This window comes from Variovorax sp. 10N432 (genome assembly GCF_056394465.1).
The window spans coordinates 35,997-54,573 of record NZ_JBFTHX010000041.1; the positions used below are offsets into that span (position 1 = coordinate 35,997).

Below are 18,577 nucleotides of genomic sequence, written 5' to 3' on the forward strand. Positions count from 1 at the left end.
TCGCGTTGACTCCTGCGCATGGAACATCTGATGGAAATTCTTGACAGCATCGACTGGGATCGATGGAGCGCCCCTGCCCTTTCCGCACTTCGGATCTTGCTGATCGTGGTTGCCGCCTGGATCGCCATCGCGACGCTTCAAAAGGCGGTGCGCCTGGTTCGCCTGAGGGTCGAAGGCAGGCTTGACGGGTCCGACGGCGCGAGGCGCGCCGAAACGCTCGGACGGGTCATCCGCTACCTCATCGCTCTGGTGATCGGCGCCGTGGCCGTGATGCTGGTTCTGGCCGAAGTCGGGGTTTCACTCGCCCCGATCCTGGGGGCCGCGGGCGTGGTCGGCCTGGCTGTCGGCTTCGGTGCCCAGAGCCTGGTCAAGGACTACTTCACGGGCTTCTTCATCCTGTTCGAGGACCAGATCCGCGCGGGCGACGTCGTGACGATCGCTGGTCTTGGCGGCTCGGTCGAGGACATCACCCTGCGGCATGTTCGACTCAGGGACTATGACGGCAACGTGCACTTCGTGCCCAATGGGCTGATCACGAGCGTCACCAACATGTCGCGCTCGTTTGCGCACGCGGTCGTGGACGTCGGCGTGTCGTACCGCGAAAACGTCGACGAAGTTATCGCGGTCATGGAGGCTGTAGGTGCCAGATTGCGCATCGATCCTGCATTTGCGGTGCGCATACTCGGCGACCTCGAGATGGCCGGGGTTGATCGTCTCGACGACAGCGCCGTCGTCATCAAGTGCCGCTGCAAGGTGACGCCGCTTCAGCAGTGGACTGTGCGACGCGAGTTCCTGAGAAGGCTGAAGGCGGCGTTCGACGTCGAGCGCATCGAGATCCCCTACCCTCAGCTCACCGGGTACGCAGGACAGGCCAAGGATGGTTCGGCGCCGGCATTTCGGCTGCGCGATCCGAGCGAAGCGACGGCAACCCTGGAACACCTCGACAAAGCAGAGACCCCTAATCGCTGACTTGGCGGCGTCGATCGTCGCACCTTCACCGCATGATGTTGACGGCGCATGCGAGGAGCGCAGTCGCGAACAACACGATCCACGCGGTGAGGAATCGGGTTCGTACCGGCTTGCGCATGCCTTCGAGGCGCGAAGGCAGGGTCTGAATTTCTTCGGGCGGCTGGGGCAAGGCGAGGCGAGGGTCGGCCTCGATGTTGGTCAGCAGCGCGGTGAGCGTGGCATGACCACGAACATCCTCTTCCAACGTGGCAGATTGGTCCCTCACGCTCGACCCATAGGCCAGGAAGACGTTCCCCGCCGGCGTGAATCCGACGCTTTCACCGCTCATCGACAAGATGCCGATGTCTATCAGGGCGTCAATGCCGCGCCTGACGTAAGGTCGCTCGCTGACAGGCGCCGTGCATTGCAGAGCGGTTCGGGACGTCTTGGAAGCGTTCCCGGCAATGCATCGCTGCAACACCAAGTCTGTCAACGTGCTTGCGATTGTCTCTCTTTCGGTCGGTCGTCTGGCCACATTGCTCCGAGGCTTTGAGCGGGGTGCCCTTCCCGGGCATCCCAGCAGCTTTCTTGAACGATGAGCGCGAGATCGTTGTGCTTCGCACTCGCACAGATAGATCATGGCATGAGTGATATTGAGAGACACTGGTCCTTCACGGGGGTCCACGCAGTCTGTCGCGCTGAGCGCGCTCAGTTGGCGCCGCCGATCGCAGCCCGGCCGGCGCGGCCGATGGTCATTCCCTGGACCAGGATTGAAAACGCCACGACGCAATAGGTCAGCGCGAGGATGATCTCGCGCTCGGCGCCGACCGGCAGCGAGAGGGCCAATGCCACCGAAATGCCGGCACGCAGACCGCCCCAGTTGAGCACTCGGGACGAGCCGGGTGGCAGACCGAACTGCGCGCTGGCGGCAGCAACCGGAAGACCGACAGTCAGCCATCGAGTCGCCAGGGTGGACATGGCCAGTTCCCGGCCGTCGTTGCCGATCATGAGACCGCAGACGACCATCGCCAACGGCCCCGACACTTCCAGATGCCTGGCCAAGGCATAGCCCCCCATCACGGCCGCGAGCGTGAGCAACACCTCCACCTGGTAGTGATCGATGCTGCGCAGCAATCGGAACGTGACATAGCCCAGCGCCAGACCAAAGGCAATGCCGCCGCCCGCTTCCCGCAGCAAGAGCCCCGCGGCTCCCGGAACCGTCAGGGCCGTTCCGCTCGCGAGTATGCCCAGCAGCAGGGCGAAGATCACCACGCCCACGCCGTCGCTGAAGAGCGACACGCCCGCGATCACGAGTTCCAGGTTCTTGGGGGCGCCAGCCGAGCGGAGGATCCCCATGGCAGCGATCGGATCGGTCGGCGAGATCAGCGCCCCGAAAAGCAGGCAGTACAACAATGAGAGCTTGACGTCGATGAGAGGGAGCACCGCCCACATGCCGAAGCCGACGACCATGGCCGAGAGCAGGGTTGCAGCGAGCGCGAGGGCGGCGATCTGCCGCTGAGATTCCCTGCATCATGACGTCGGAGAAGTCGATCGATCGCAGGAACGACTCCTCGTAGCGCCGCAGCCCCTGGTCTAAGCGGAGCGTGTCCAGACCGAACATCGACAGCGAAATTCCGAGCGCGATGGCCATCACGCCGATGGCCGTTGGCAACCGGATGAACCGATGATTCAGGTAGGCAAGCAAGGCCGTGACCACGAGGCAGATGGCGGCAATGTCGAGCATGGGTCGTCAGACGGGCGGCTTACGGGATGCTTGCGACGATCGCGCCAAGTGCACCATGGGTCACCGTCCGGCGTAGCGTCGCATGACGGCGGCCCACGTCAGCCCGATCCCCTTCATTGGCGATGTCGCGCTGTGCGTCGGTCCAGACCAGATCGGCATGGCGCAATAGAACCGCGCGGCGGTCCTGGTCGCTTTCGCAGGCAATCACCGCGGTGAGTACATCCAGCAATCGGATCATCACGGCTGTGCTGCCCGCCGCGTTCTGGCGAATCATGTGGAACATGACGTCGGCCAGGCTGCCGTAGGTGGCGCTCGGCACGACGAGCACGACTTCATCGCCACGAAGGGTCACACCGCTCGGCAGGTTGGCGCCCGCGAGGTCGCACAGCGCGGCGCCCAGTCGATCAAGCACGCTCATGGCGGTATGGGGGTCGTTGATGCCCGGAGACAGCGCTCGGACGGCCACCTCCACCAATTGGCGAACCGCGTACTCCAGGTCACCGACGCTGCCGCGCGCTGCCCCCAGCGCGGTGGCACGGCGCACTGCGTCTTCCGCTTCGGCCACCTGCACCGACATCAGGGCGACCGGTGCGCCTGGAAAGACATAGTCGCCCCTGCGCGCGAGGAGTCGAATCGCCGTTCCGTGTTCGGACGCCCAGTCGGCAAGACCCGCTTCGTCGAACTGTTGCAGGTAGCCGCGTCGTGCATCGACGATGGTGGAGGCGTTGGCCCAGAAATCTGCCGACGGAGGTGCGGGCTGCGCCTCGTCCGTGATCGTGGCCTTCATGGCGGCACGAATGTCGTCGCTCACCAAATCCACAACCGTGTCGACGTTGATGCGATTGGCCATGTGGCCAACGAAGTACACCAGCGTCCCGACGCAGGCGAAAGCCAGGAGGATTCCGAAGCTCAGGGCCAGATGGGGCGTGAAGGGCCCCTCCTCCTGCGTCCTGACGCTGCGAAGGACCATCAATGCATAGGAAAAGGTGCCGAGATACGCGCCCAACGTGACCTGTACACCGCGATCGCGCGTGAAATTGGGCAATAGCCGTGGCCCCATCTGTCCGGCCGCCAGCGACAGCGCTGCGATGGTGATCGAAAAGACGGTGCCTGCCACGCCGATGGTCGACGCCGCGATGGCGCCCAGCAAGGTGCGAGCGCCCGTCCCCCCTCCGTTGTACAGCCAGTTGCTTTCGGCGACCCATGCCGGGAGCCGCCCTCCCCGATCAACTTCCAGCAAGGCCACGGCCAACAGGATGCCGGCCAGCACCATCGCGCCTGGCACGAGCCAGAATGCCTCGCCCAGTTGATCCATGAGTTTTCGGAATCTGGCGGTCATGAGCGTGGCTCGACCGGATGGCGCGAGGTTGTGGCAGCAACCGCTGGCAGATCGGCATGGGCAGATCTTCTGCCACCGCATCCCGCGACTGCGACCATGTGGTCAGCCAGCGAGTCATAGAGAGGCCGCGTGATCATGCGCGACACCAGCGTCGCCAGCATCGCTGCGGCCATCAGGCTCAGAACCATCGCATGGCCGTCGACCATCTCCATCACGATGATGAACGCCGTCAACGGAGCGCGTGTCACGGCTGCAAGGAATGCCGCCATGCCGAGCGCGATCAGTGGAGGTCCAAGGCCGGGTTGGGTGGCCTGCGCGATCGGGTTTCCGACTCCGGCATCGATGGCAGCCCGAACAAGGCGAGTTCGCCAGCTGGACATTTGGCTGCGAAGGTGGGAGCGGAAGTCTGCTTTTTGATTCATCAGGCCAAATGCATGGCAAGATTCACGTCCACCCAGATGCCCATGACCACCATCATCAGGTTCTCGGTCAGCGATACGAGACCCAGCGGCTGGTGATGAAGGTCTTGCTCGTCGGGCTCGGCATGGACAACCTTGCTTCATTCAGGAAGCGCATACGCAATGACGTAGTCGCCCGCCTTGGTGTGGGTGGATCCATGGCCTCCGGCCACCACCAGGAGGTACTGCCGGCCGTCGGACCCGGTGTAGGTCATCGGCGTGGCTTGGCCGCCGGCAGGAAGCCGGCTTTCCCACAACTGCCGGCCATTGCCGACGTCATAGCCGCGCACGTAGTCGTCAAGCGTCCCTGAGAGAAAAGCTACGCCACCTGCAGTCATGATGGGGCCACCGATGTTCGGCACGCCCATGCGGAACGGCAATGGGATCGGCGCAAGATCGCGGACAGTCCCGTTGCGGTGCTTCCAGACTATCCTCCCGCTTGCGAGATCGGCGCCGGCGACGTAGCCCCAGGGGGGTGCTGTACAGGGAAATCCGAGCGGCGATGTGAAAGGGCTGAGCGCCACGGCAAAGGGCGCGCCGAAGTTCTCGTTGAGCGCCGGCAAGGCCCCTCTCGGCGGCCCCTCGGTCTGCACCACGAGCGCCTCGTCGTTCGGTCTCGGAACGAGCTTCGACACGAAAGCGAGGTAGGTCGGGGTCGTGAATGCGACTTGGCGCTGGGGGTCCACCGCGACACTGCCCCAATTGAACACACCGAAGTTGCCTGGGTAGATCAAGGAGCCCTGGGTCGAAGGCGGGGTGAAGCGACCTTCGTAGCGCAGACGATGGAACGCGATGCGGCAGGCAAGCTGGTCGAACATCGTGGCGCCCCACATATCGCGCCCGCTCAACCTGGGTGGATCGAAGGACAGTGCGGTCTTCGGCTGCGTCGGCGCGGTCCGGTCACCGGTCGCCGCGCCTTGTGGCGCCGCCACTTCCGATACCGGATTGATGGGCTTGCCGGTTCGCCGGTCGAGCACGAACAACTCGCCCTGTTTGGTGGGCTGCACCAGGGCCGGCACCGTGGCACCGTTGATCGTGAGGTCGATCAAGCCGGGCTGGGAGGGGACGTCGTAGTCCCAGAGGTCGTGGTGGACGGTCTGAAAGACCCATCGCACTTGCCCGGTCGCAAGATCGAGCGCGACCACCGATGACGAGTACTTTTCCACCGCGGCGCTGCGCCGGCCGCCCCATTGATCCGGTGGCTGATTACCCATCGGAACGTAGACCATGCCGAGCGCCTCGTCGACACTCGAGATTGACCAGCTATTGGGTGAATTGACTGTATAGCTCTCGCCAGGCGCAATCGGTGCGGTCGCCTCCGGATTGCCGGAATCCCAGTTCCAGACCAACGCGCCGGTGTCTACGTCGAAGGTCCGGATCACACCGGACTGCTCGTGTGTTGATACGTTGTCAAGGACCGTCCCGCCGACGATCACCAACTTCCGTGTGACCACGACCGGGGAGGTGGAGTAGTACGAGCCGGGCCGCGGATTGGGCATATGTGCCCAAAGGTTGATCTGGCCCTTGCCGTCGCCGAACGCACTGCACACGGCGCCGTTGTCGGGGTTCAAGGCAATCAGGCGACCTTCGGCTGTGGGCATGAAGAGCTTCCCATGGGCGCAGACTTCCGACACGGCGCCGCGCGCGGTCGCGACGGGGAGCGGTGGCTCGGAAGGCGAAGCGGTCGGCACGGCCGCTGCGTTGTCTGCGGATGTGTTTGGAGGCTGGTATGAAAGCCCGCGGCAGGTGAGATGCAGCAGCGCCAGAGCGCCCTTGATCTCTGGGGCGTAGCGCCAGACTTCCGCTCCCGTGGTCGCATCCAGCGATTACCGACTGATGGGGATTGCAGAGGTAGAGGCGGTCTCCCACCTTCAGCGGAGTGACTTCATAGGTCGTCTCCTCCGGGTCACCGGGCTGCCCGCGCATGTCACCGGTTCGGACCTGCCAGGCCATCTTCAGTTTCGAGACGTTGGCCGGCGTGATCTGAGTCAGCGGCGAAAAGCGCTGGCCGTAGCCGGTACGCCCGTAGGCGTGCCATTCGCCAGCGGGCAGGATACTGGTGCCGGACGGTTGTGACTGGCCGACTGGCAAGACGCCCTCGATCGCATGCATGTCTCTGGTCCAGGAAGCCAGCATGGCTGCAGCGCTCACGGCAAGGGCCGCACTCAGCGCGAGGCCGCCCCCTTGCTTCCACGAAGCGCGCCGCTGCTTGCCGGCGCCGTCGTGGCCGGTCGCTCCGGCAACGCGCAATGAATGCACGGTCCATGGGCCGCCTACATAGACGCCCAACAGAAAGAGAAAGCCCAACCGCGCGGCGAGCGGCCACCAGTCCAGTCCCACTTCCCACAGCGCCCATGCCAGCGTCCCCACAAGCAGGGTTGCCATGACCCAAGTTGCCATGGCGGAGCGACGCATCAAGAGCCCACCCACTGCCAGCAAAGCCAGGGCTGCGCCCAGGTGGTACCAACTCCCGCCCAACCCGACCAGCCATGCGCCCGCGATGCCAAGCGCCACTCCCACCAAGGCGATCACGACACCTGAGATCAGGGGAATCGATGGGGAAGAAGGGGTCTTCATGAAGCTTTCCAGATAGCGCGTCCCGTCCGAAGTCTGATTCAGCGTCTCACCCAGGGGTTTCCCAGACGTGTCGATTTGACGCAGCATGTCGTAGGACTTTGCCAACGCCTTCTCGGCCATCAGCCTGCTGGCGACCAGCGCCTCGCTCGATCGCTCTCCCAACAGTGCGTCAAACAGGTCGAGCGTGGGATTGGGCCGGGCTTGGCTTCGGCGACTCCGGCTGCATGTTCATTCGCCGCTGGGTCGCCATGAGGAACTCGTGAAACCCGGCATCGATGTACGCTGTCGGGGGCAGCACATCCGTGAGCAGCTGCGCATCCACTTCAGCCTCCAGTCGCGCAGCCGTTTCGTCGACTTCTCCCTTGATCAAGGCGAGCCCCACGACCAGAACGACGAGCGGCGCAACGATCCCGATGCGCAACCAGGGTTGGCTGCCTTGGAGGAAGGTCAGGAAGCCGGGCCGGGCCATGGGCGGCCGCGCGCGCTGCAGTTCCGGTTTGCGAGCGGCGATCGCACGAAACCGGGCCGCCTGCAAGCGCTGCGTGACATCGTGCGAAAGCGCGGCTTCTCCATCCGAGAGCCAGATGGCGATCGCGCGCCCGAACTCATCGAACGATCGCTCATCGGACGCCCATGGGTCGTCCCGCCTCGCGGCAGATGCCCTCGACCTCGTCGACTTCGCCAGCTCCATGATCAGCCTCCCTTGTGAATCGCACAGCCGCAACAACGCCAGGAGTTCCGAGACGCAAGCTCGAGGGAATACAACGGCTGACGCCACGCCCAGGATGACGAGTCGTTTCAGATTTCATCACAATATGAGTTAAATTTCGCCTAGAGTCGCGAGATAGTCCGCGCGGCCGCCACCTGATTGCCGCCGCACCGGCACCAGCGTTCGGGCCCAAGCGCAGATCTTCAGCCGGATATGGAAGCGCGACCCGGCAACGCTGTCTTCCAGCGACAGGGACCCACCCAATCGGCGCATGATCTGCCAGCTGATCGCCAGCCCGAGCCCGGCGCCCTGGGGCCGGGGTTGCCTCTGTCTACCCTTTTCGCGGTCGCCGCCCTCATCTAACCTGACCCTGGCTCCCGGCCTGTTCCCGATCGCAACCCGGCTGGGCATCGATCCTGTGCATCTCAGCATCATCCTGATCGTCAGCGGGGAAATCGGCGTTGCGCCGGTCACGTTGTGGCTGCTGTATCGGCTGTTCTGACTCACGCGAGCCCGCGGGGCGCCGCCGAGGCGGGCCGTTCTCCCTTCTGGCTCGATTCCTCGATCTGCCGCTGGGGCAGCGACAGCACGCGCGCGGTGTTGACCAGCGCTATATGGGTCAGCGCCTGCGGAAAGTTGCCCAGCAGGTGATGCGTGCGGGGGTCGAGCTCTTTGGACATTCGGCCGAGGTCGTTGCAGCGCGCGAGCAGCTGCTCGAACAGCGCGACCGCCTGCGCGCGCCGTCCGGCCAGGCTGAGGCAGTCTGCGAGCCAGAACGTGCAGGGCAGGAATACACCTTCGCCGGGCGGGAGTTCGTCGACGCCGCTGGCAGTGTGGTATCGCAGTACCAGACCGTCCACCATCAGTTCGCGTTGAATGGCATCGATCGTCCATCGAACCCGGTCGCCCCCCTGTGGCAGGAAGCCCACCAACGGAATGAGCAAGAGGCTGGCGTCGAGTTCGGTGGTTCCATAGTGCGGCACGAAGCTGTTGCGACTCGCGTCGAAGCCTTGGTCGCAGACCTGCGCATGAATGGCATCGCGGGTGCGCCGCCAGGCCTCGACCGGCCCGTCCAGCCCATTGCGCTCGGCGTCCTTGACGGCGCGATCGAAGGCCACCCAGGCCATCACCTTCGAGTGGGTGAACTGCCTGCGCGGGCCCCGGACTTCCCATATGCCCTCGTCCGGATCACGCCAATGCGTTTCCAGGAAGGCAAGCAGCGCGCGCTGGATCTGCCAGGCATGCGGCGGCGGCGTCAGACCGGCGGCTCGCGCGAGATGCAACGTGTCCATCACTTCGCCATACACGTCGAGCTGGAACTGCCTGGCCGCTGCGTTGCCGACGCGAACGGGCGCCGCCCCGCGATAGCCGGGCAGCCAGGGCAGTTCGGTCTCGTCGATCCGCCGGGCGCCCGTGACGCTGTAGAGGATCTGCATGTCGACCGGACTGCCGGCCACGGCGCGCAGCAGCCAGTCCTGCCAGGCGACTGCTTCGGCGGTGTAGCCGGCGAGCAGCAGCGCATTGAGCGTGAAGGTGGCGTCGCGCAGCCAGCAGTAGCGATAGTCCCAGTTGCGCACCCCAGCGGGCTGCTCGGGCAGGGACATGGTTGGCGCGGCAACGATGCCGCCGGTCGGCTCGTAGGTCAGGGCTTTCAAGGTGATTAGGGAGCGAAGCACCTGCGCGCGCCAGCGTCCCTGGTCGATGCAGCGTCCGGACCATTCGAGCCACCAGCGCTCGGTCACCCGCAAGACCTGCTCGGCATCGATCGGCGGTTGTGTCGGCTCGTGCGACGGCCACTTCGAAGGTGGCCAGCGTCTTCAGATCCGCGCCGTGGATGGCCACGCGGGTGTGCAGCTCCAGCGTGTCCGGCCCGCCGGTGGCCAGCAGGGTGCCGCCCGTCCTTCGAACCCGCGGGATGACGGAGCCGTAGTCGAAGCGAATGACGAGTTCCATCTGGATGCGCACCCGACCGCGCAGGCCCTCGACGATGCGCACCACGTCCCAGCGCTCGTCCGACCGCGGCATGAAGTCGATCACGCGCACCGCGCCTTCGCCGGTCTCGAACTCGGTCTCGAGGATCAGCGTCGCATCGCGGTAGCGGCGCCGCCCCTGCTCAACCGTCGCAGGGCGCGATCAGCCAGCGACCGTGCTCGGGCTGGCCGAGCATGGCCGCGAAGCACGCACCCGAATCGAAACGCGGCAGGCACAGCCAGTCGATCGAGCCATCGCGGCCGACCAGGGCGGCGGTATGACAGTCGCCGATCAACGCGTAGTCCTCGATGGGCAAAGGCATCGCGTCAATCCGGGCGTCCGGGGTTGTGCCAACCCCCGTCTGCCGCGATGAAATGGCTGGCCGCCGCCGGGCCCCAGCTGCCTTTTGCATAGACAAGGGAGCGAGGAGGGTTGATCGGCACCGGCTCCACGGCTGCCCACGCCGCCTCGATAGCGCTCTCTCGGGTGAACAATGCGTCGTCGCCGGCCATCGCGTCGCCCAGCAGCCGCTCATATGGACTCTGTTCGTTCGGTGCTTCCTCGAGCAGCCGAAACTCCCGCTGATCGCCCAAGAAGGCCTTGCCCGCCCGCTTGACGCGGGCTCCCAACGCGATCATCGAACGCGGCGAGAGATGGAAGCGCAAGTAGTTTGCGTCCTCGGAGGTCCCCGAGTCCGCGAACAGGGTTTGCGGCGGCCGCTTGAAACGCACCATCACCTCACACACGTTCTCGGGCAGCATCTTCCCAGAGCGGAGGTACCAGGGCACGCCGTCCCATCGCCAGGAATCGACATAGAGCCTGACGGCGCAGTAGGTTTCGACGTCCGAGTCGTCCGCGACCTGTGGCTCGCTGCGGTATCCGGCGTATTGACCGCGCACGATGTCGTGAGGCCCCAATGGCCGCAATGCAGCGAACACGTCGGTCTTGTGGCGATGGACGGCCTCGAAGTTGCGGCTGGCGGGGGGTTCCATCGCCAGCAGCGCGACGATCTGGAACAGGTGGTTCTGCACCACGTCGCGCAGGCAGCCAGCGCTCTCGTAGAAGGCGCCGCGGCCATCGACGCCGAATCTCTCGGCCAACGTGATCTGCACGCTCGCCACGTGGTGGCGATTCCAGATCGGCTCGAGGAAGGAGTTGGCGAAACGGAAATACAGGATGTTCATGATCGCTTCCTTGCCGAGGAAGTGATCGATGCGAAAGATGGCGTCTTCGGGAAAGACCTGCTGCGCGACGCGGTTGAGTTCACGCGCCGAGGCGAGGTCGCGACCGAATGGCTTCTCGACGATCACGCGCGCGTTCGAGGCAAGTCCAGCGCTGCCGAGTCGCCGGATGACTGTGGCGAACAGCGACGGCGGGATTGCAAGGTAGTGCGCCGGGCGCTCGACTGCACCCAACGTCTGCTTGAGCGTCGCGAAGGTGTCGGCGTCGTTGTAGTCCCCGCTCACGAACTGCAGTTTGGAGAGCAGCCGTTCGAGGGCAGTCGCGTCGTCGGCTCCATGATCGCCCTCGATGCTGGTCCGCGCAAAAGAACGAAACCGCTCCAGCGTCCACGGCGACGACGCCACGCCTATCACCGGCACGGCCAATGCGTGACGCTTGCACAGCGCGTAGAGCGCTGGGAAGATCATCTTGTGCGCCAGGTTGCCGGTCGCGCCGAACACCACCAGCGCATCGGACGCGACGACAGCCATCTCAGAAGGAATGCGGTTCATTCACTGTATGAGTACCTCTCAGTGCCGATGGTTCAGTATGAGCCCGGCTGTGGCTCTAATTGAGGCGCCTCCCGATCGCACCGTGCTTCCTCTGTGTGCAAAAGTCTCCTAAAGCCACGGAGGCCCCGCAGGGCTCGCCCGGCGTCCTTAGCCGGCCTGGGGGCCATTTGATCTGGATGGCAGTGGCGCAGGCGTTCACGGCCAGCACCTTTGCCACGTTCTCGGGTCCCGTCAGGACTGCACCGTCGGACTTCAAGGGAAAAGATGCGATTACGAGCCCTGCCTTGGTAAGGATTGCCGCCTTCTCGATGTCGCGGTGCGAGCTGAACGACATCGGCGATGGCGAAGAAGCGATCGAACGCAAGAGTTCAGTGGAAATACACCCGGCGGCGTTGGTCAGCCCGTGAATTGATGCTTGCAAGGTTGTTCTCGAAAAGCGATGTCTCGAGGCGAGTGAGCCGTTTGGCGAGGGTCGCAGCCTCGGCGGCGTCTTCGGCAGGCGCACGCCAGCCAAGCTCGCAAACCATTGTATGACGAGGATATGTCATGACATGAGTAAATACCCTCACAGTTGCACCGAACGCGTGCGGTCCCCGCGCCGAGGTCACTTGCCTCGCCGGTTCTTGTCCCAGATGTCCAGCAGAGTCAAGGCCATGAGGCCATTCTTCTGTTCGATCCAGGTTCATCCGATAGCGCGCCTTCATGCGTGGCGCATCTTGCTCATAAGGTCTATAAATGCAGTTCCGATGTTGACTCGGGCGCCTATGACCGTTTCTTTGTCGCGCAACGAAATGCGGCAATTCCATACTTCGACCGAATGCCTCCTGGCAGTGTGCGGTAACGCACAGACGCCATGGCATAACGTGACAGTATCTTGAAAGTCAGGAGCATTGAGCAATGGCCATCCACCATGCCCTTTCGGGCGAAATGATCGACATCCGACCACTCGGCGACGCGATACGGGCGACGCAAAGCGCCACGCTGTACAAGACGCAGCACCTCGAGGTGTTTCGCATGGTCCTGTCCGCCGGCAAGGAGATTCCCGAGCACAAGGTGGTCGGCGAGTTCACGATTCAATGCCTCGAAGGCAGCGTCGAGTTTTCCATCGGCACCACGCGCGACATCATGCGAGCGGGCGACCTCAAGTGCTTGGCAGGGGGCGTGAGGCATTCGCTCTTGGCCATCGAGGACTCGTCTCTGCTGGTCACGTTGCTGCTTCATGGCGCCTAGGTTCATGCGAACGATAAGTCCATCGTGGAAGCGCGGGGGGTGGTCTTCACCATCGGCCATTCGAGCCGGACGATCGAGGACTTCATCGGTCTGCTGTGGTCGAATGAGGTGGCCGAGGTGATCGATGTGAGAACCATCCCGCGCTCGCGCCGCGACCCTCAGTTCAATCTCGAGACGCTCCCCGGGTCGCTCGCTGCTGCAGGGATCGGCTATTCCCACATGTCGGGTCTGGGTGGACTGCGCCACGCGCGCGCCGATTCGCCGAACATCGGCTGGCACAACGCATCGTTCAGGGGTTACGCGGACTACATGCAGTCCCCAGAGTTCGCCGCGAACGTCGACGCGGTCGTGGCGCTTGCGCGCTCCCGGCAGTGTGCGCTGATGTGTGCGGAGGCTGTCCCCTGGCGGTGTCACCGTTCGCTGATCGCCGACGCGCTTCTGGTGCGAGGGGGTACGCTTGGAGGACATCCTTGGGCTCCACGGGCGCAAGCTGCATGCGCTCACCTCGTTCGCCCAAGTCGAGGGCCTGCGTGTCACGTATCCTGCAGTAGGGTCAACTCCGGATCGGGCGAGACCATGAATGCGGCGGCGCCCCCGCGGCGGCTCGAGGCGATCACGCCTAGCCAGGACCTCGACAGTGTGTTGGCTGCTGCACGCGGCTGTCGTGCGTGCGAGGCCCGTCTCCCGCTGGGGCCGCGTCCGGTGCTGCAAGCCGGCTACACCTCACGTCTCCTCGTGGTGGGCCAAGCTCCTGGTGTTCGCGTGCACAAGTCGGGAATCCCATGGGACGACCCCAGTGGAGAGCGGCTGCGAAACTGGACAGGCCTCTGCGAAAACCGCTTCTACGACGCACGCCACGTAGCGATCATTCCGATGGGATTCTGCTACCCCGGGCGCGGGCAAGGCGGCGATCTACCGCCTCGGCGCGAATGCGCGGACCTGTGGCTAGATGGGTTGCTCGCCCGGCTGCCTCACGTCGAGCTCACACTGTTGATTGGCCTGTACGCACAGCGTCATTTCCTGGGCCGTCGACGCAAGGCATCGCTCACGGAGACGGTCAAGGCCTGGCGGGAGTTCGCGCCCGATTTCATTCCGCTGCCGCATCCTTCGGCCCGCAACACACCCTGGTTTCAGCGGAACCCCTGGTTCGAGCAGGAACTGCTGCCAGCGTTGAGGCAGCGCGTCGGCTTGTTAAAGCTGGATGGAGTGACCGCATGAGCCGGCGCGCCCCGGCTCGACCGGTGTTCTTCAAACTGAACCAGATTCAGATGCCGGTGGGGGCGCTCACATCGATCGTCCATCGCGTCACGGGCGTGATCCTGGCGATCGGCATCCCGTTTTGCTTCTACGCGATGCATCTTTCGCTCGACAGCGCGCAGTCGTACGAACGCCTGACACGGATGGCGAGCAACGGCTTGTTCAAGTTCGCGCTGATTGCTTTCATCTGGGCGTTGTCGCACCACCTGTTGGCGGGCGTGCGACATATGCTGATGGACATCGGCATCGGTTCGCACTTGTCCGACGCGCGCCGCAGCGCCTGGACCGTGAATGTCGGCGGCGTGGCCATGGCGCTGATGGCCGCTGGAGTCGTGCTGTGAGAAGACCCCTCGGCGGCCTCACGCCATGGTTGGTGCAGCGCCTGAGCGCGGTGTTCATGCTGGCCTTCATCGGCTTCGTGCTGGCGAACTTCCTGGTCGATCCGCCGGCTTCGTACGAGGCCTGGAGAGCCTGGATGGGCAATCCCGGCGTCAGCGTCGCCGCGCTCCTCTCCTTCGCCGCCCTGCTGATGCATGCATGGGTCGGCCTGCGCGATGTGACGCTGGACTACGTCAAGCCCCTTGCCGCCCGCGTCGCCGTTCTGGCGTTGATCGCAACCGCGCTGCTGGGTGCAGGGGCTTGGGTCTTTCGCATTCTCTGGCTGGTTCGGGCGTGAAATTTTCTCGCGGCGCTTCTCTCGCATCCCTTGAAAGACGTTCATGAAATTCTCGATCTATCGCTTCAATCCCGAGCAAGCCGTCAAGCCCTACATGCAGGATTTTGAGCAGCCCATTGGAGACGAGGATCACATGCTGCTGGACGTGATCCTGCGCATCAAGGCGCAAGACAACACGCTGACGATCCGTAAGTCGTGCCGCGAGGGCGTCTGCGGCTCCGACGCGATCAACATCAACGGCCGCAACGGACTGGCGTGCATCACACGGGTGCGGGACCTGAAAGAGCCGGTCGTTTTGCGCCCGCTGCCGAGCTTCCCCGTGATTCGCGACTTGGTGGTCGACATGACGCGCTTCTACGCCCAATACACCTCTGTCAAGCCTTGGCTGATCAACGACGAGCCTCCGCCCGAGAAAGAGAGACTGCAATCGCCTGAGGAACGCGACCGCTTGGACGGGCTGTACGAATGCATCCTGTGCGGTTGCTGCACCAGCCAATGCCCTTCGTCCTGGTGGAACCCGGAAAGGTTCGTGGGCCCCGCAGGCTTGTTGCAGGCAGACCGCTTCATCGCCGACAGCCGCGACCGCGCGACGCGCGAGCGGCTGGACGACCTGAACGATGTCTACAGGTTGTTTCGCTGCCGCTCGATCATGAACTGTACGGAGGTGTGCCCCAAGGGACTCGCCCCGTCGCGGGCGATCGAGAGTATCCGGCTGACCCTGCTGAAGGAGGCGCTTTGAGCACCGCGACCGGCAGCGTCGCGGCGCAGCCGTTTAACGAAGACGACGGCGCGCTGTCACCTTGGTGGATACGTGCCGTCGTGATCGTGATGATCCTGGGCTTTGCCGGGTTGATCCTGATTACCGCCCTGTCGTACCGGAACGCGCCGCCGATTCCGGCACGCGTGGTCGACCCGCAAGGCGCGTTCTTGTTCGGGTCGGACGACGTCGGGGATGGGCAGGCGGTATTCCTGCGCTACGGCCTGATGGCCAATGGCAGTATCTGGGGCCACGGGGCCTACCTCGGGCCCGACTACTCGGCCTCCGCATTGCACCGCATGGGACTCGTCACGGCAGAAGCCATGGCGCAGGAGCGGCACCGAAAGGCTTTCGGGGCATTGGACCGAAGCGAGGCGGCGGCGGTCCAGGCGGAGACTGCGGTGGCACTGAAGACCAACCGCTACGACGAAGCCACCGGGACGCTGCAGTTCACTGACGCGCAAGCGGCCGCCTTCACGGCCGAAATCTCCCAATGGACCAGCTATTTTCATGACCCTTCACGCAATGGCGGCCTGAAGGCCGACCTCATCACCGACCCGGCCGAGCTGCGCCAGTTCACGGCGTTTGTGACCTGGGCGGCTTGGGCATCCGTGGCGGCACGACCTGGCGAAGAGCACTCTTACACCAACAACTTTCCCTACGACCCGAGCGTGGGCAACACCCCCATCTCGGGCGCATTGCTGTGGAGCGCCATCAGCCTGATGGTGCTGCTCGCAGGGATTGCCAGCGTGTTGCTGGCGTTCGGGAAGTTCGACTACCTGGGATGGATCACGCGCGGCCACAGCGTCAAGCCGCAGATGTTGCCGGGGCGTTCCAGTCGGGGGCAGAACGCGCTCGTGAAGTTCTTCGTGGTCGTGGCGCTCCTGCTTCTGGCGCAGGCGCTGGTGGGCGGCGCCGTCGCCCACTACCGCGCCGATCCGGGCGGCTTCTACGGCTTCCAGCTCGAACGCATCTTTCCCAGCAACCTGATGCGCACTTGGCACCTGCAACTTGCCATCTTCTGGATCGCAACGGCCTATGTGGCCGCAGCACTGTTTCTGGGTCGATCACTGCGCACGGACGAACCGCGCTGGTTGCCGGGTTGCATTCATGCGCTGTTCGCTGCGTTTGCAGTGGTCATCTTCGGGAGCCTGCTGGGCGAATGGGCCGGCATCGCGCAGCTCCTCGGGCCGTTGTGGTTCTGGTTCGGCAACCAAGGCTGGGAATACCTCGAGCTCGGCCGCGTCTGGCAAATGCTGCTGGTCGTGGGGCTATTCGCCTGGTTCGCGCTGCTCTGGTCGCTGGTGCGCCCGAGCGCACTGGCCGAGCCCGCCGCGAAGCCGATCGTCCGGATGTTCATGGTCGCGGCGCTCGCGATTCCGGTGTTCTACATCCCGGCGATGGTGTTCGGCGCGAAGACCAACTACACCGTGGTCGATACCTGGCGCTTCTGGATCATCCACCTGTGGGTCGAAGGATTCTTCGAGTTCTTCGCCACCACGGTCGTGGCCCTGACTTTCTACCAGCTGGGTCTGACCCGCCGCAACGTGGCGCTGCGGGTGATTTACCTCGACGCGATCCTGTACTTCCTCGGGGGTTTGATGGGCACCGGACACCATTGGTACTTTACCGGGCAGACGAACGTCAACATGGCGCTATCGGCGCTGTTCTCGGCGCTGGAGGTGGTGCCACTGACCTTGCTCACGCTGGATGCGTGGGACTTCGTTCGCACCACGCGCGGCGATCGAGACGCCGCTGGCAAGCAGATGGTCATTCCGCACAAATGGACCTTCTATTTCCTGATGGCGGTGGGGTTCTGGAACTTCGTCGGCGCAGGCATTTTCGGCTTCCTGATCAACCTGCCGATCGTCAGCTACTACGAAACCGGCACGCTGTTGACACAGAACCACGGACACGCCGTCATGATGGGGGTGTTCGGCATGCTGGCGATCGCGCTCATGGTGTTCGTGCTCAGGCAGACGAGCCGCGATGAGGACTGGCCGGGCGTTGAGAAATACATCCGTTGCGCCTTCTGGGGCACCAACGTCGGGCTGGCGATGATGGTGGCGATGAGCCTCTTCCCAGGCGGTCTGCTGCAAGTCTGGGACGTGTTGCAGAACGGGTACTGGCATGCACGCAGCCTCGACTACATCAGCAGCGAACGATCGCATCTGATTGAATGGCTGCGCATGCCGGGCGATGTGGTGTTCATCGTCTTCGGGGCGGTGCCGCTGGTGATAGCGACTCTCAAGAGCTACATGGCGTTGGGCGAGCAGCCGGGGGGCAAGAAGTCCGCTCTGCATCAACCTGCGTGAAATTAAAAAATGGCTGTGACGCAAGCGGTAAGCAAGGCGGTGATCATGAGCAAGGGCAAGCGCAGGACTACAACGAAAAGCATCAACAGACCGCTCAATGTGAATTTGACGCTCATCAAGTCGGCGTCTCCGTGCTCTCGATCGCCCGCCGCCTTTCCAACCAGGCCGGTCTGAGCGTGGACCCTGCGGGCAAGGGGCTGTCTAGCAGAGCAAGAAAGGCCTGCGTGAAGCGCAACGCCCTGGCCCACAAGCAGCGCGTGTTGACCGAGGAGCGACTGGAGGCGGTGCTTGAAACCTGTGAGAACTTGCTGAAGGAAAAGCGCGACCGCGCCCTCCTCCTATTCGCCTGGGCCTTGGGCCGACGCCGGAACTCGGAGGTGTCGAAAGCCGTGCTCGAGAAGCTACACCGCGGTGAAGAGGGCGGCTATCTGTACACGCTGGCGAGCCCAAAGACGAACAACAACGGGACAATCCGCCCGGGAGATGTGAAGCCAGTGGTCGGGCGGCCCCTCCGTGGCCCTGGAAACTGGCTCAAGGTGAGCGACATCAGCTCGGCGCCCCTCTTTGCTGGTTCGCGGGCATGCCTGGTAGGCGCATTCTCAAGGACGAGAAGCTCGGCACCGACCGGTTTTCGAGGACGGCGGACCGAAGCATGGGGTGATCGTATTTTTGGTGCAGATTGATACGGTGCGCGCCGGAGCATCTCCGAGCGCTTGAGGTGTGGGCGATTCGTCCAGCACCTGTAGTTGGCGTAAATTGACGCTCCTCCCGGACAGGCTTGGACTGCGCCATGACCTTCGCACATCGCTACGTCGGAGCGGACAGCCTGCCTGCCAGGCTGTCCGAGTTTGACGTCGAGCAGT

15 protein-coding genes and 3 pseudogenes are annotated in these 18,577 nt (G+C 64.0%); 10 read left to right on the top strand and 8 right to left on the bottom strand.

The annotated features are described in order from the left end of the window. Positions 1 to 18 precede the first annotated feature (18 nt). Positions 19 to 969 carry a mechanosensitive ion channel family protein gene (locus tag AC1DF3_RS30700; protein ID WP_478141894.1) on the top strand — a complete coding sequence of 317 codons (951 nt, stop codon included), beginning with the start codon at positions 19 to 21 and terminating at the stop codon, positions 967 to 969. Positions 970 to 994: 25 nt separating this feature from the next. On the opposite strand, the gene AC1DF3_RS30705 is transcribed toward AC1DF3_RS30700, so the two are convergent. The 6 genes and pseudogenes from AC1DF3_RS30705 to AC1DF3_RS30730 all read right to left on the bottom strand — a co-directional run bounded on the left by AC1DF3_RS30705 (position 995) and on the right by AC1DF3_RS30730 (position 7,757). Further along, positions 995 to 1,297: a hypothetical protein gene (locus AC1DF3_RS30705; RefSeq protein ID WP_478141895.1), complete on the bottom strand. Its 303-nt coding sequence runs from the start codon at positions 1,295 to 1,297 to the stop codon at positions 995 to 997. Between the two features lie 359 nt (positions 1,298 to 1,656). Next, a complete protein-coding gene (locus tag AC1DF3_RS30710) occupies positions 1,657 to 2,418 on the bottom strand; it encodes a cation:proton antiporter domain-containing protein (RefSeq protein ID WP_478141896.1) in 762 nt (253 codons plus the stop codon). A gap of 293 nt (positions 2,419 to 2,711) precedes the next feature. Then, positions 2,712 to 4,031, bottom strand: a complete 1,320-nt coding sequence (locus tag AC1DF3_RS30715; RefSeq protein ID WP_478141897.1) for a DUF2254 domain-containing protein — start codon at positions 4,029 to 4,031, stop codon at positions 2,712 to 2,714. Continuing rightward, positions 4,028 to 4,378, bottom strand: a pseudogene (locus AC1DF3_RS30720) (chloride channel protein); the annotation flags it as partial. The gene AC1DF3_RS30715 and the pseudogene AC1DF3_RS30720, both read right to left, overlap by 4 nt. A gap of 212 nt (positions 4,379 to 4,590) precedes the next feature. After that, positions 4,591 to 7,066, bottom strand: a pseudogene (locus AC1DF3_RS30725) (membrane-bound PQQ-dependent dehydrogenase, glucose/quinate/shikimate family). Between the two features lie 169 nt (positions 7,067 to 7,235). After that, positions 7,236 to 7,757: a DUF3619 family protein gene (locus AC1DF3_RS30730; protein ID WP_478141898.1), complete on the bottom strand. Its 522-nt coding sequence runs from the start codon at positions 7,755 to 7,757 to the stop codon at positions 7,236 to 7,238. A gap of 289 nt (positions 7,758 to 8,046) precedes the next feature. Here AC1DF3_RS30730 and AC1DF3_RS30735 point away from each other — a divergent pair, with 289 nt between their 5' ends. Further along, entirely contained in the window at positions 8,047 to 8,277 is a 231-nt protein-coding gene (locus tag AC1DF3_RS30735; protein ID WP_478141899.1) for a hypothetical protein, read from the top strand. 1 nt (position 8,278) lies between these two features. Here the strand turns inward: AC1DF3_RS30735 and AC1DF3_RS30740 are convergent. Beyond that, positions 8,279 to 10,068 (bottom strand): annotated as a pseudogene (locus AC1DF3_RS30740) (glycoside hydrolase family 15 protein). Between the two features lie 4 nt (positions 10,069 to 10,072). Further along, positions 10,073 to 11,479, bottom strand: a complete 1,407-nt coding sequence (gene zwf / locus AC1DF3_RS30745) for a glucose-6-phosphate dehydrogenase (protein WP_478141900.1) — start codon at positions 11,477 to 11,479, stop codon at positions 10,073 to 10,075. Between the two features lie 176 nt (positions 11,480 to 11,655). On the opposite strand from zwf, the gene AC1DF3_RS30750 reads away from it, so the two are divergent. The 8 genes from AC1DF3_RS30750 to AC1DF3_RS30785 all read left to right on the top strand — a co-directional run bounded on the left by AC1DF3_RS30750 (position 11,656) and on the right by AC1DF3_RS30785 (position 18,397). After that, positions 11,656 to 11,886, top strand: coding sequence for a hypothetical protein (locus tag AC1DF3_RS30750; RefSeq protein ID WP_478141901.1), 231 nt, complete (start codon positions 11,656 to 11,658; stop codon positions 11,884 to 11,886). A 490-nt stretch (positions 11,887 to 12,376) separates the two neighbouring features. Beyond that, positions 12,377 to 12,709 carry a cupin domain-containing protein gene (locus tag AC1DF3_RS30755; RefSeq protein ID WP_301816067.1) on the top strand — a complete coding sequence of 111 codons (333 nt, stop codon included), beginning with the start codon at positions 12,377 to 12,379 and terminating at the stop codon, positions 12,707 to 12,709. Positions 12,710 to 12,748: 39 nt separating this feature from the next. Continuing rightward, positions 12,749 to 13,927 carry a DUF488 family protein gene (locus AC1DF3_RS30760; protein ID WP_478141902.1) on the top strand — a complete coding sequence of 393 codons (1,179 nt, stop codon included), beginning with the start codon at positions 12,749 to 12,751 and terminating at the stop codon, positions 13,925 to 13,927. Continuing rightward, positions 13,924 to 14,307: a succinate dehydrogenase, cytochrome b556 subunit gene (gene sdhC / locus AC1DF3_RS30765; RefSeq protein WP_301816070.1), complete on the top strand. Its 384-nt coding sequence runs from the start codon at positions 13,924 to 13,926 to the stop codon at positions 14,305 to 14,307. The genes AC1DF3_RS30760 and sdhC overlap by 4 nt, the downstream gene beginning before the upstream one ends. After that, complete coding sequence (gene sdhD / locus AC1DF3_RS30770; protein WP_301816071.1) at positions 14,304 to 14,642, top strand: succinate dehydrogenase, hydrophobic membrane anchor protein; 339 nt, start codon at positions 14,304 to 14,306, stop codon at positions 14,640 to 14,642. The genes sdhC and sdhD overlap by 4 nt, the downstream gene beginning before the upstream one ends. Before the next feature lie 43 nt (positions 14,643 to 14,685). Beyond that, positions 14,686 to 15,381 (top strand): succinate dehydrogenase iron-sulfur subunit, encoded by a 696-nt coding sequence (locus tag AC1DF3_RS30775; RefSeq protein WP_301816072.1) that lies wholly within the window; start codon positions 14,686 to 14,688, stop codon positions 15,379 to 15,381. After that, the gene (locus tag AC1DF3_RS30780) at positions 15,378 to 17,714 is read left to right on the top strand and encodes a nitric-oxide reductase large subunit (RefSeq protein ID WP_478141903.1); all 2,337 of its coding nucleotides are present in this window, start codon (positions 15,378 to 15,380) and stop codon (positions 17,712 to 17,714) included. The genes AC1DF3_RS30775 and AC1DF3_RS30780 overlap by 4 nt, the downstream gene beginning before the upstream one ends. Further along, positions 17,711 to 18,397, top strand: a complete 687-nt coding sequence (locus AC1DF3_RS30785) for a site-specific integrase (protein ID WP_478141904.1) — start codon at positions 17,711 to 17,713, stop codon at positions 18,395 to 18,397. The genes AC1DF3_RS30780 and AC1DF3_RS30785 overlap by 4 nt, the downstream gene beginning before the upstream one ends. Positions 18,398 to 18,577 lie beyond the last annotated feature (180 nt).

Excerpts from the sequence above, each read along its gene's own strand:
- AC1DF3_RS30700 (WP_478141894.1), top strand. The coding sequence starts at position 19 with ATGGAACATCTGATGGAAATTCTTGACAGCATCGACTGGGATCGATGG.
- AC1DF3_RS30705 (WP_478141895.1), bottom strand. The coding sequence starts at position 1,297 with ATGAGCGGTGAAAGCGTCGGATTCACGCCGGCGGGGAACGTCTTCCTG.
- AC1DF3_RS30710 (WP_478141896.1), bottom strand. The coding sequence starts at position 2,418 with ATGGTCGTCGGCTTCGGCATGTGGGCGGTGCTCCCTCTCATCGACGTC.
- AC1DF3_RS30715 (WP_478141897.1), bottom strand. The coding sequence starts at position 4,031 with ATGACCGCCAGATTCCGAAAACTCATGGATCAACTGGGCGAGGCATTC.
- AC1DF3_RS30730 (WP_478141898.1), bottom strand. The coding sequence starts at position 7,757 with ATGGAGCTGGCGAAGTCGACGAGGTCGAGGGCATCTGCCGCGAGGCGG.
- AC1DF3_RS30735 (WP_478141899.1), top strand. The coding sequence starts at position 8,047 with ATGATCTGCCAGCTGATCGCCAGCCCGAGCCCGGCGCCCTGGGGCCGG.
- zwf (WP_478141900.1), bottom strand. The coding sequence starts at position 11,479 with ATGAACCGCATTCCTTCTGAGATGGCTGTCGTCGCGTCCGATGCGCTG.
- AC1DF3_RS30750 (WP_478141901.1), top strand. The coding sequence starts at position 11,656 with ATGGCAGTGGCGCAGGCGTTCACGGCCAGCACCTTTGCCACGTTCTCG.
- AC1DF3_RS30755 (WP_301816067.1), top strand. The coding sequence starts at position 12,377 with ATGGCCATCCACCATGCCCTTTCGGGCGAAATGATCGACATCCGACCA.
- sdhC (WP_301816070.1), top strand. The coding sequence starts at position 13,924 with ATGAGCCGGCGCGCCCCGGCTCGACCGGTGTTCTTCAAACTGAACCAG.
- AC1DF3_RS30775 (WP_301816072.1), top strand. The coding sequence starts at position 14,686 with ATGAAATTCTCGATCTATCGCTTCAATCCCGAGCAAGCCGTCAAGCCC.